Below are 10,897 nucleotides of genomic sequence, written 5' to 3' on the forward strand. Positions count from 1 at the left end.
GCCTGACTTGAAGATCCGGCCCGTCTCGCCGTGACGGATGATCTCGGGAATGCCGCCGGTGTCGCTGCCGACCACGGGCGTGCCGCACGCGAGCGCCTGCAAGCCTGCTTGCGGCACGCCTTCGTGCAAGGAGGGAATCACCAACACATTCAGCGCCCGCAGCACATTGGGAATGTCGTCTCGATGACCCGTGAAGGTCGCGCAGTTCACCATGTCCAGTTTTACCAGTTCGGCTTCGATGGGTTGCTTGGAGGGCCCTTCGCCGACAAGCACGAGCCGGACGGGAATACCCCAATCCCGTAACATGCGAGCCGCACGAACGAGGATCACGTGCCCCTTCGCGTGCCTCAAGACGGCCACCATGCCGACCAGTGGCCACTCCTCCTGGCCGTGTCGGGTTGGAAGCTCTGCTTTTGCTGCGCGTGGCGAGAAACGATCCACGTCAATCCCCGTTGAGATCGTGCTGACTCGTTCAGAACTGAAGCCGAACGCATTCTGGAATTGGCTGGTGATTCGGGTGCTGGTGGTAATGAGGTGGTCGGCGAGCCTCTCATAAACCAATCGGCTCAACCGCAAGTCAGCGATGGGGACTTCGAAGTGCCGCGTCCGGATGATCAGCGGCACGCGCGCGAGCCGGGCCGCCACGCCAACGAGCCAGCCGTCGCGCGAGCTGTGGGTGTTGACGATCTCGATGCGATTGCGGCGCAGCCAGCCCGCGAGCGCGAGCGCGGTGAAGGGAAACAGCGGCCGCGAAACGCCCAGCGGATGCGTCGCAATCCCCGCGGCCCTGGCGCGCTTGAACACTCCGGCCTCGCGCGGCGCAAGCAGCCACACGGCGCAACCGCGGCGCTTGAAGCCCTCGAGTTCCGCGAGCACGCGATGCTCCTGTCCGCCCCAGCCGAGCGAACATTCGGAGTGGACGATGCGCCACGGGCGTCGGGGTGCGGGAGGCATGGTCACTCCGACTTTCGGGCGAACACGATGAGGTGGCGGCCCAGCAGCGATTCGTCGGACGCCGCGGCTTTCCAAAAGCCGCGCTCCTCGCCGCTCGCGGACCGTCGCTCGCGGCTGCGGCAATACATCCGCGCGGGAATCGCAAGCAGGCGTTCGTGAAAGTGCTTCGCGTGCGAGAGCGGCTCGCGAACAACCTGCGGGGCGTCGAAACCCGCGAGCTTGAAGTAAACGTGGAGCTGCGGGAACGACCACGGCGTGATGTGCATGTGCGTGCCGCGCGCGACCTTGCCGGCGAGCGGCGGGAAGGACGGAAAGAAACCCCGCATCAGAAACTGTAGCCGCGATTGCGGATACCAGGCATTCGGCGTGGTGACGATGCACAACTCGCCCGGCCGCAACACGCGATGAAACTCGCGCAGCGTCTCCCGGTAATGCTCGATGTGCTCGACCACCTCCGTGGCGGTGACGATGTCGAACGAGGCGTCGGGATACGGAAGCCGCTCCTGGTTGAGGTTCACGACGTCCACGGTGACGCCCGGCACCTGCATGAGTTCCGTGGTGTAGTCGCACGCGCGCGACTCGCAGCCGAAACGCCCGCGGAACTGGCGGATGAGTTCGCCGCGCCCCGCGCCGACGTCGAGGTGCTGCTTGAGTGGTGACGTCTCGTGACGGCGCGCGGCAAGTTCGAGGACGGTGCGGTAGATGTGGGCGGTGCTCATGCGCGCGGCGCGTCGTGATTATCGGAAAGCGCCGGCCAATCCAAACGAAAAGGTCGTGCCCTTGAACTCCGCGCTTTCCCGCCGGAGGATGGCCGCCCATCATCGGGCTGCGCGATGCGTCTTCTGTTCGTCAAACTCAAGCACATTGGCGACGCGCTCCTGCTCACGCCCACGCTGGCGGCGGTGCGCACGGCCCATCCATCGGCGGAAATCCACGTCGTCGTCCGGCGCGGCACCGAGGGCATCCTCGCGGGCTGCGCAGCCATTGACCGGGTCCACACCTCGATGCCTCCGGAAACCTCCCGGCGGGGCGAGTGGAACTGGCTTGGCGAACTGGGTCTCGCACGCGATTTGCGGCGGGTGGGTTTCGACTGGGCCTTCGAATTGGGCGATGGCGACCGCGGCCGCGCGTTGTGCTGGCTGAGCGGCGCGACGAATCGTTGCGCGAACGTCGCGTGGCGGCCCTTGAACTGGTGGTGGCGGACGAAGTTCACGCACCTCTCGACCTTCGACTGGACTCACGGCCGCCATCAGGTGGAGAAGGACTTTCACACTGTCCATGATGTGCTGCCGCTCGCCGGCGGGATTCCCCCGCTGCAGTTCGATCGCGCGCGCGCCGCCTCGTGCGAACTGCGCGCGAGACTCGTGAGCTACGCCGTGCTGCATCCGGGCACGCGGTGGATCCGCAAGCGCTGGCCCGCGGAGAAGTGGCTCGGGCTCTGCCGGCACCTGCTCACGCGCGTGGACCAGCTCGTGATCAGCGCCGGGCCGGACCCGGAGGAAATCAACCAGGCGGCGAAAATCGCCGCGCCGTTCGAGTCGCGGGTGTTCGTCACCGGCGGGCAGCTTACGTGGGCGCAACTGGCGGGACTGCTCTTCGATGCGAGGCTGTTCGTCGGCGTGGACACCGCCGCGATGCATCTTGCCGCCGCGTGCCAGTGCCCGACAGTCGCGATTTGGGGGCCATCCAGCGTCGAGCAATGGTCGCCGTGGCAGGTGAGGCACCGGCTCGTGGAATCACCCGATGATGCCGGGGCCGGGCCCGAGCGAAAGTTTGCGAAGCACGTCGACGAACCTGCCGTTGCGCGGGCGTGCGACGAATTGCTGGGCGGCTCCCCGTGAGTTGAGCCCGCCGAGTTTGGAGTTGTTTCACCCGGCGCGCTGGGCTTTAACAGTCGCCAACAACGCAACGCACGAACCGGATGTCCACGCCCCCAAAGAGCTTCAACGTCGCCGTCGTCGGCTGCGGTTACTGGGGCCCGAACCTCATCCGCAACTTCGCCGACCATCCGCGCAGCACGCTGCGGTGGCTCGTGGACCTCGATCCGAAGCGCCTCGCGCTCTTCACCGGGCGGCATCCGCAGGCGCGCGCGACGACGAGCCTCGACGAGGCGCTCGCCGATCCGGAGTTGCAGGCGGTCGCGATCGCGACGCCGGTAAGCACGCATTTCCCGCTCGCGAAAAAGTGCCTCGAAGCGGGCAAGCACGTGCTGCTGGAGAAGCCGATGGCGACAACCGTGGCGCATTGCGACGAGTTGCTCGCGCTGGCGGGGCGCCGCGGAGTCACGCTGATGTGCGATCACACGTTCGTCTACACGGCGGCCGTGCGGAAGATGCGCGCGCTGGTCGAGTCCGGCGAACTCGGCGACATCCATTACTTCGACTCGGTGCGGGTGAACCTTGGCCTCTTCCAGCAGGATGTAAACGTCATCTGGGACCTTGCGCCGCACGACTTGAGCATCATGGATTACGTGCTCGACAAGAAGCCCGTGCAAGTCGCGGCGCACGGCGCGTGCCATGTTGCGGGCAGCCGCATCGAGAACATCGCCTACCTCACGCTTCGCTTCGCGGACGAGACGCTCGCGCACTTCCACGTGAACTGGCTTGCGCCCGCGAAGATCCGCCGCATCCTCGTCGGCGGCAGCCGCAAGATGCTCGTGTATGACGACCTGAGCCCGGATGAAAAAATCAAGATTTACGACAAGGGCCTGCTCTTGAAGGAAGGCGCGGCCGCCGACACGCGGCAGATGCTCGCAGGCTACCGCATCGGGGACGTTCACGTGCCGCACCTCGACACCACGGAGGCACTCAAGCGGGAGACCGATCATTTCCTCGACTGCATCGCCACGGGACGGCGCCCCGAGACGGACGGCGAGGCAGGCAAACGCGTCGTAAAAATCCTTGTCGCCGCACAGGAAAGCCTCGCGCGGCACGGGGCGCTCGTGGACTTATGAGCCTTCAAAAGATCGCCCCCGACGTGAAACTCGGCGCGGACGTCGTCCTCCGCGACTTCGTGAACCTCTACGGCTGCACCATCGGCGACCGCACCCGGGTTGGCGCGTTTGTCGAGATTCAGAAGGGCGTCGTCATCGGCGTCGACTGCAAGATTTCGAGTCACACGTTCATCTGCGAGGGCGTGACGATCGAAGACCGCGTTTTCATCGGGCACAACGTCTCCTTCATCAACGACCGCTATCCGCGCGCGACCAATCCGGACGGCTCGCTTCAAACCGGGGCCGACTGGACCGTCGAGCCGACGCTCGTCAGGAAGGGCGCGTCCATCGGGACGGGCGCGACGGTGCTTTGCGGCGTGACCATCGGCGAGGGCGCCATCGTGGGCGCGGGAAGCGTGGTCACGAAGGACATCCCCGCGGGTGCGATCGTCGCGGGCAACCCGGCGCGGCCGATGAAGCGCAAGATCAGCGTCGTCTCCTCATGAACCTCGCGGGCCACAAGGTCCTCGTCACGGGCGGGGCGGGCTTCATCGGCTCGCACCTTGTCGAACTGCTGCTCGCCCGCGGCTGCGAGGTCGCCGTGCTCGACAACTTCCGCAACGGCCGGCGCGAGAACCTCGCCGCCGTCGCCGACTCGCCCGCGCTGCGCGTGTTTCACGGTGACGTCACGGACTCGACCTCCTGCCTGCGCGCGTGCCGCGGGATGGATTTCATCTTCCATCTCGCATGCCTCGGCGTGCGGCACTCGCTCCACAACCCGCTCGAAAACCACCAGGTCAACGCGCTGGGCACGCTGCACATGCTCGAGGCCGCGGCGGCGGTCGGCATCGCGCGCTTCGTTTACGTCTCCTCCTCCGAGGTCTACGGCCGCGCCGCGGATTTCCCGATTCGCGAGACGACCGCGACGTGGCCGCTGACGGTTTACGGCGCGAGCAAACTCGCAGGCGAGCACTATGCGCGGGCGTATCACGAGTGCTTCGGCGTGCCGGTGGTTTGTGTGCGGCCGTTCAACAACTACGGGCCGCGATCGCATTTCGAAGGCGACGCGGGCGAAGTCATCCCACGCTTCATCCTTCGCGCGCTTGCCGGGCAGCCCCCGGTCATCTTCGGCGACGGCTCGCACACCCGCGACTTCCTCTTCGTCCGCGACTGCGTCGAGGCGCTTGCCGGGATCGCCGCGTGCGACGCATGGGGCGGCGAAGTCGTGAACCTCGGCTCCGGCGGGGAAGTGCGGATCGACGCGCTCGCGCAGGCGGTTCTCGAAGCCACGGGTCGTAACGACTTGCAGCCCGTCTTCGAGGCGCCGCGTCCCGCCGACGTGCCGCGTTTGTGGGTGGACACCGCCAAGCTCCGCGGCGCGATGGATTTCAAGCCGCGCGTGTCGCTGGCGGAAGGTCTCGCCGAAACCCTTGGCCATTTTCGCAGGCTGTTTGCCGAAAACCCGCGCTGTCTCGACCAGGTCTCCGCGCGCAACTGGGAACGGGGATGACCTCGAGAGTCCCGCTTGCACGGCCGGACATCGGCGACGCGGAGATTGCGCTCGTCACGGAGACGCTCCGCAGCGGATGGATCACGCAAGGGCCGCGCGTGGCGGAGTTCGAGCGGGAGTTTGCGGCCTTTGCCACGGCGCGGCACGCGGTCGCGGTTTCCTCCTGCACCACGGCGCTGCACTTGAGCCTGCGGGTCCTGGGCGTGGGCGCGGGCGACGAGGTGATCATCACCCCGCACAGCTTCATCGCGAGCGCGAATGCCGTGCGACATTGCGGGGCGTGGCCCGTTTTCGTGGACATCGACCCGCTCACGCTGAACATGGACCCGGCGCGCGTCGCCGCTGCGATCACCCCGAAGACCCGTGCGATACTCGTCGTGCATCAAGTCGGCCGGCCCGCGGACCTCGACGCACTCGCGTCCATTGCGAAGCGGCACAAACTGCCGCTGGTCGAGGACGCCGCGTGCGCGATCGGCAGCGAGCATCGCGGGCGCCGCATCGGAGTCAACGACTGGTCGCCGCTGGTCTGCTTCAGCTTTCATCCCCGCAAGGTGCTCAGCACCGGCGACGGCGGGATGATCACAACCGCCGACGACGAGTTCGCGCGCCGCCTCCGGCTGCTGCGGCAGCACGGCATGTCGGTGAACGACCTCGCGCGGCACGAGTCGAAGTCGATCGTGACCGAGGCGTATGTGGAACTCGGCTACAATTACCGGATGACGGATGTGCAAGCCGCGCTCGGCGTCGCGCAGTTGCGCCGGTTGCCGGAACTCGTCGCCCGCCGGCGGGAACTCGCGGCCCGCTACGACCGCGAACTGGCCGCGATCCCTCGGCTGGAGGTTTTCCACGAGCCGGCCGGATCGAAATGGAATCACCAGACTTATCTGGTGCGCTTGAAGGACGCCACCGCGGCCGGGCGGGACGCGGTGATGCAGCGGTTGCTCGACGCGGGCATCTCGACGCGCCGCGGCATCATGAGCATCCATCGCGAGCCGTGCTACGTGGGCGAGTTTGGCGAGCAGGCGTTTCCCGAGAGCGAGCGGGCGAGCGACCAATGCCTGTGCCTGCCGCTGTTTTCGCAGATGACGGCAGACGAACAGGGCCGGGTGATCGCAGCGCTTCGCGAAGCGCTTGCGGGTTGATCCCTGACGGGCGGTCTGCGGCGGCGTTTTCAGTTCGAGCAGATTTCGATAGGGTGCTGTCGAAGATGAACCAAGTCATGGATGCCGACTCCATCCCCGGGCCTGAACGCTGGTCGTGCCGGCGCTGGGTGGGCGTGATTTCGCTCGTGTTTGCCGCACAGGCGGGCTTGGTGTGGAAGCTGTCCGCACCGCTCGCCGGCCCTGCGGCGGTGCACGTCCCCGCGCCGACCGTGCGACTCGTGCTTGGGGAGGAGGCGAACCGCCGCCTGCTCGACTCACTCGCCGCGGGCGACCCGACGTTGTTCGCGCGCGTTTCGCCGCAGGGATTCTCAGGCGCCGCGTGGGTGAACGTGCCGCGGCAGGACTACAAGCTCCAGGACTGGACCGAGCCGGTGCGGTTCATGGACCGCTCCACCGGCCATGTCGGCGGGGCTTTCCAAGAATTCATCCGCACCAACCGCCCTCCCTTGGTGGCCGTCGCGGACAAGCCCGGCGTCGTGCCGTCCGTGACACCGTTGCCATCGTCGCCGGCGATCACCCAATCCGCGTGGCGCGTCGAGGGGCCGTTGCGGAACCGGGCCGTGCAGCACGCCGTGCAGCCGCGGTCGTTCGATCACCCGGATTTGCTCGCCGAAACCCGCGTGCGGGTGTTCGTGAACGCCGAGGGGCACGTCTTTTCGCCGCAACTTCTCGCGACGGCGACCGCAAACGACCCGGTCCAGCGCGCGGCCGACCAGCACGCGCTGGGGCTGACGCGGTCGATGCGGTTTCAGCCGCTGCCAAAGTCCGCGGCGCGCCCGGAGATGACGCCGGGTGTCGTCGTGTTTCGCTGGCACACGGTCCCGCCTCCGGCGAAATCCGGGGAGGTCAAACCGTGACGCTGTCCCTCAACGCGCTGGTCTTCGGCTACGTGGTGCTCGCGCTCGGCGGGTTGTGCGCGGTCGGGATTTTTTACGAACGGCGGAGGAAGAGCTTTGAGCCCGAGCCGACGGAGGACCACATCTTCCGGTGCACGCGGTGCAGCTACGTTTACACCGACGACCCGGATGTGGACCGTTCGCGCTGCCCGCACTGTGCGACGCCGAACGAACCGGTGGAATTCTAGGTGACCGCCGCGCGGCTCACCAACGGCCCGGGTGCGGCTGGCTTCGCGCGCGCATGAAGAACCACTGTGTGTCCGCGACCTTGTGGCTGGAGATGCGGTCTTCGCTCAACACCACGCGCTGCTCGAAGACCGACAGACCCGCGATCTCGGGGGAGTCCGACGGGTCTTCCATACGCTCGGGAATCTTCTCGATGGTGTGCGTCTCGATGAACCGCCCCGTGAGCAACTCGGACGCGCCCGAGGCGAGGAAGTCTTGGACTTCCACGGGCAGGTCGCAGTGCTTCAGGCCCGGCACTTTTCCACGTCAAGCAACTGCACCTCGTCGCCCTCCACGTCGCGGAGCACGAGCGGTCGCGGGCTTCGGGTCGTGCTTCTTCACGGCGCGTCAATGCCGTGTCGCGGGGCGGTTCGGGTTTGCGTCATTCCCAGACCAATGGGCCTGAGCCACGGGGGAGGCCCGTCACCCTTCATGGTAGTCTTTCGATCCCCCGGAGCGAAGCCCTCGGAACGACATGATCTCTGGCGTTTGCCGACCACTCAAACAGTTCAACCGGCCTGGGCAGGTCCATACGGCACCTGTGTTTCCCCAGGCTAGGCTGTCGTTGGCTTCGTTTCAGACGCCACGGCAACCAAGGCCCGCCGAATGAGGGATCCGCGGAGCGTGTAGCCGGTCGCGACCGTGCTGGCGATCACGGATTCTGCCGGCGCTTCGCCCTCGCCCGCAAACTGGTGGCGCTCGGGGTCGAACGGCTCGCCGGGTTCCGCCGCGAATGGAACGAGGCCGACCATGCGCGCCGCGTCGCGGCACGCGTGCTGGAAGTTCGCCAGGTTTTGCGCCAGCGCCGGCTGGCCCGACCGCTCGCCGGCCTGGTGGAGCGCGAAGGTGTGGTCCAGTTGCCGCACGAGCACCTGCACCCAATCGGCCTCGGAGCGCCGCAGCTTCTCCACCTCGAGCCGCAGCGTGGCCTTTTCCGCGTCGTTCGTCTTCTGCATGAAGTCCGCGAAGCCCTTCGCCTCCTCGCTCATCCGTTGCGCGATGGTGTTCGCGGCCTCAACGGTTTTGCCGGCCTGCTCCTGCGCGAAGCTCCACGTGTTCGTCGCCGAGGAGATTTGCGCCGCGACTTTCTCGAGGTTATGGATTTGTTCGAGGGTCGTGCGCAGGGTGTGCTGCTCCTCGCGCCGCGCCGCGGCCTTCGCATCCCACACGAACGGTTGCACGCTCATCCACGCGCCGCCCGCGACGCATACGATCACCGCGCACGCGTGCCAGATGCTCAGCGGATGCTGGCTTTGCATCATCACCCACACGCCGAGCCCGTCGAACATCGCCGCGCCCAGCAGGAAGCACAGCAGGCTCGGCCACCGCGAAAGTCGTGAATCGGGATGGTCGCTCATCCGCGCGAGCGTAGGGGCGGACGATGAAAGTTCAAGGCCAATGGCGGTCGCGCCGGAATCCGTTGCGTGCGTCTCGCGATCCTCTCCGGGGCGCGCGCATCGGTGCCTGCGTAACTTTGCCCCACCGCTGTCCGTCTTCCCCCTGCGCAACCCGTCCGCACGATGAAACGCACCCTTTCGCTGCTCGCCCTGTTTGTCACCACCACGCTCGCTCTCGCTGCCGACCGCAAGCCAAACATCCTGCTCATCATCTCCGATGACCACGGCTACGGCGATGTCGGCGCTTACGGATGCAAGGACATCCCGACGCCCCACATGGATTCGCTCGCGAAGCACGGCGTGCGCTTCACGAGCGGCTACGTGAGCGGGCCGTATTGCAGCCCGACCCGTGCGGGGCTCATGACCGGCCGCTATCAGACGCGCTTCGGCCACGAGTTCAATCCCGGCGGCGCGACCGGCGCGCAGCCGGGACTCTCGCAAACGGAAACCACCCTGCCTCATCGCTTGAAGGCCGCGGGCTACAAGACCGGCATGGTCGGCAAGTGGCATCTCGGCAACGACAAGGAATTCCACCCGTTAAGCCGCGGGTTCGAGGAGTTCTTCGGCTTCCTCGGCGGCGCGCATTCCTACGTCAACGGCAAGGCCGCGGGCGCGAATCCCATCATGCGTGGCCGCGAGCCCGTCGAGGAAAACCAGTATCTCACCGACGCCTTCCGCCGCGAGGCGACCGCGTTCATTGACCGGCACGAGAAGGAGCCGTGGTTCCTTTACCTCGCCTTCAACGCCGTGCATGGCCCGATGGACGCGGCGCCGCGCTACCTCGACCGCTTCCCGAACCACACCGGCGGCCGCAAGACCTACGCCACGATGCTCACCGCGCTCGACGACGCGGTCGGCGCGGTGCTCGACAAGTTGCGCCAGCAGGGCGTCGAGGAACACACGCTCGTCCTGTTCGTCGCCGACAACGGCGGACCCGAGGCGGTGAACTCTTCCGACAACGGCCCGTTGCGGGGCGCCAAGGCGCAGACGTGGGAGGGCGGCATCCGCGTGCCCTTCATGATGCAGTGGAAAGGCACGCTGCCCGCGGGGAAGGTCTACGATCAGCCCGTGATCCAACTCGACTTCCACACCACGGCCGCGGTCGCCGCGGGCATCGAGATCAAGCCCGAGTGGAAACTTGACGGTGTGGACCTCGTCCCGTTCCTCAAGGGCTCCAAGACCGGAACGCCGCACGACGCGCTTTACTGGCGCTTCGGCCAGCAAATGGCCATCCGCATGGGCGACTGGAAAATCGTCCGCGCCAACGGCGCCGGCACCGGCCAGGAACGCGCCCAACTGCGCCGCGATGTGGTGGAGGATCTCGCCGGCGCGCACCTCTACAACCTCGCGAAAGACATTGGCGAAACCACCAACCTCGCCGAGAAGGAACCGGAGAAGTTCAAACAACTCGCCGCTGCATGGACCGAGTGGAACAAGGGCAACATCAAGCCCACGTGGTTCCCCGGCGCCGGTGGCGGGGCGAAGAAGAAGGCAAAGGCGAAGCAGGAGTAAGCCGCCCGCCGGTGCGTGTGTCCGGCTTTCAAGCCCCGAAGAACTTCTGGATTTCCTTCACCACCTCGATGAAGCGGTCCACTTCGGCGCGGGTGTTGTAGCAGTAGAAGCTCGCGCGCGCCGTCGAGGGCACGCCCAGCTTCTTCATCAACGGCTGCGTGCAATGGTGCCCGCCGCGCAGCGCGACGCCGTAGCGGTCCGCGATGGTCACCACATCGTGCGCGTGCACGTCGTCGAGCAAAAAGCTCACGAGGCCGCCGCGTTCGCCCTTTGGCCCGAAGAGTCGGACGCCCTTTAACTCGCTCAAG

At 66.7% G+C, this 10,897-nt stretch carries 13 protein-coding genes; 8 read left to right on the forward strand and 5 right to left on the reverse strand.

All coding sequences use genetic code 11. The annotated features are described in order from the left end of the window. Window positions 1–954, reverse strand: a 954-nt coding sequence (locus tag FJ386_13730) for a glycosyltransferase family 4 protein (GenBank protein MBM3877752.1), incomplete at its 3' end; no start/stop codon positions are given. A gap of 2 nt (window positions 955–956) precedes the next feature. After that, a complete protein-coding gene (locus tag FJ386_13735; GenBank protein ID MBM3877753.1) occupies window positions 957–1,673 on the reverse strand; it encodes a class I SAM-dependent methyltransferase in 717 nt (238 codons plus the stop codon). Window positions 1,674–1,787: 114 nt separating this feature from the next. On the opposite strand from FJ386_13735, the gene FJ386_13740 reads away from it, so the two are divergent. The 7 genes from FJ386_13740 (at window position 1,788) to FJ386_13770 (ending at window position 7,643) form a co-directional block, all read left to right on the forward strand. Next, window positions 1,788–2,795: a glycosyltransferase family 9 protein gene (locus FJ386_13740; GenBank protein ID MBM3877754.1), complete on the forward strand. Its 1,008-nt coding sequence runs from the start codon at window positions 1,788–1,790 to the stop codon at window positions 2,793–2,795. 80 nt (window positions 2,796–2,875) lie between these two features. Further along, on the forward strand, window positions 2,876–3,907 hold the full coding sequence (locus tag FJ386_13745; protein MBM3877755.1) for a Gfo/Idh/MocA family oxidoreductase: 1,032 nt from the start codon (window positions 2,876–2,878) through the stop codon (window positions 3,905–3,907). Beyond that, the gene (locus FJ386_13750; GenBank protein ID MBM3877756.1) at window positions 3,904–4,392 is read left to right on the forward strand and encodes an N-acetyltransferase; all 489 of its coding nucleotides are present in this window, start codon (window positions 3,904–3,906) and stop codon (window positions 4,390–4,392) included. Before FJ386_13745 ends, FJ386_13750 begins: the two co-directional genes overlap by 4 nt. Beyond that, a complete protein-coding gene (locus tag FJ386_13755; GenBank protein MBM3877757.1) occupies window positions 4,389–5,396 on the forward strand; it encodes an NAD-dependent epimerase/dehydratase family protein in 1,008 nt (335 codons plus the stop codon). Before FJ386_13750 ends, FJ386_13755 begins: the two co-directional genes overlap by 4 nt. Further along, window positions 5,393–6,538, forward strand: a complete 1,146-nt coding sequence (locus FJ386_13760; GenBank protein ID MBM3877758.1) for a DegT/DnrJ/EryC1/StrS family aminotransferase — start codon at window positions 5,393–5,395, stop codon at window positions 6,536–6,538. The genes FJ386_13755 and FJ386_13760 overlap by 4 nt, the downstream gene beginning before the upstream one ends. A 77-nt stretch (window positions 6,539–6,615) precedes the next feature. Continuing rightward, the gene (locus FJ386_13765) at window positions 6,616–7,416 is read left to right on the forward strand and encodes a hypothetical protein (GenBank protein MBM3877759.1); all 801 of its coding nucleotides are present in this window, start codon (window positions 6,616–6,618) and stop codon (window positions 7,414–7,416) included. Then, entirely contained in the window at window positions 7,413–7,643 is a 231-nt protein-coding gene (locus FJ386_13770; GenBank protein ID MBM3877760.1) for a hypothetical protein, read from the forward strand. Before FJ386_13765 ends, FJ386_13770 begins: the two co-directional genes overlap by 4 nt. A 16-nt stretch (window positions 7,644–7,659) precedes the next feature. On the opposite strand, the gene FJ386_13775 is transcribed toward FJ386_13770, so the two are convergent. Both FJ386_13775 and grpE read right to left on the reverse strand, forming a co-directional pair. Then, on the reverse strand, window positions 7,660–7,938 hold the full coding sequence (locus FJ386_13775) for a hypothetical protein (protein ID MBM3877761.1): 279 nt from the start codon (window positions 7,936–7,938) through the stop codon (window positions 7,660–7,662). 296 nt (window positions 7,939–8,234) lie between these two features. After that, entirely contained in the window at window positions 8,235–9,038 is an 804-nt protein-coding gene (gene grpE / locus FJ386_13780) for a nucleotide exchange factor GrpE (protein MBM3877762.1), read from the reverse strand. Window positions 9,039–9,200: 162 nt separating this feature from the next. Between grpE and FJ386_13785 the strand changes: the two genes are divergently transcribed. Continuing rightward, the gene (locus FJ386_13785) at window positions 9,201–10,589 is read left to right on the forward strand and encodes a sulfatase (GenBank protein MBM3877763.1); all 1,389 of its coding nucleotides are present in this window, start codon (window positions 9,201–9,203) and stop codon (window positions 10,587–10,589) included. A gap of 28 nt (window positions 10,590–10,617) precedes the next feature. Here the strand turns inward: FJ386_13785 and FJ386_13790 are convergent. Continuing rightward, window positions 10,618–10,897 (reverse strand): aminotransferase class V-fold PLP-dependent enzyme (locus FJ386_13790; protein MBM3877764.1); only part of this gene is annotated, 280 nt, incomplete at its 5' end.

This window comes from Verrucomicrobiota bacterium, assembly GCA_016871675.1.
In the GTDB taxonomy this organism is placed as follows: domain Bacteria; phylum Verrucomicrobiota; class Verrucomicrobiia; order Limisphaerales; family VHCN01; genus VHCN01.

Coding starts and splice junctions, on each gene's coding strand:
- FJ386_13735 (MBM3877753.1), bottom strand. CDS start 1,673: ATGAGCACCGCCCACATCTACCGCACCGTCCTCGAACTTGCCGCGCGC.
- FJ386_13740 (MBM3877754.1), top strand. CDS start 1,788: ATGCGTCTTCTGTTCGTCAAACTCAAGCACATTGGCGACGCGCTCCTG.
- FJ386_13745 (MBM3877755.1), top strand. CDS start 2,876: ATGTCCACGCCCCCAAAGAGCTTCAACGTCGCCGTCGTCGGCTGCGGT.
- FJ386_13750 (MBM3877756.1), top strand. CDS start 3,904: ATGAGCCTTCAAAAGATCGCCCCCGACGTGAAACTCGGCGCGGACGTC.
- FJ386_13755 (MBM3877757.1), top strand. CDS start 4,389: ATGAACCTCGCGGGCCACAAGGTCCTCGTCACGGGCGGGGCGGGCTTC.
- FJ386_13760 (MBM3877758.1), top strand. CDS start 5,393: ATGACCTCGAGAGTCCCGCTTGCACGGCCGGACATCGGCGACGCGGAG.
- FJ386_13765 (MBM3877759.1), top strand. CDS start 6,616: ATGGATGCCGACTCCATCCCCGGGCCTGAACGCTGGTCGTGCCGGCGC.
- grpE (MBM3877762.1), bottom strand. CDS start 9,038: ATGAGCGACCATCCCGATTCACGACTTTCGCGGTGGCCGAGCCTGCTG.
- FJ386_13785 (MBM3877763.1), top strand. CDS start 9,201: ATGAAACGCACCCTTTCGCTGCTCGCCCTGTTTGTCACCACCACGCTC.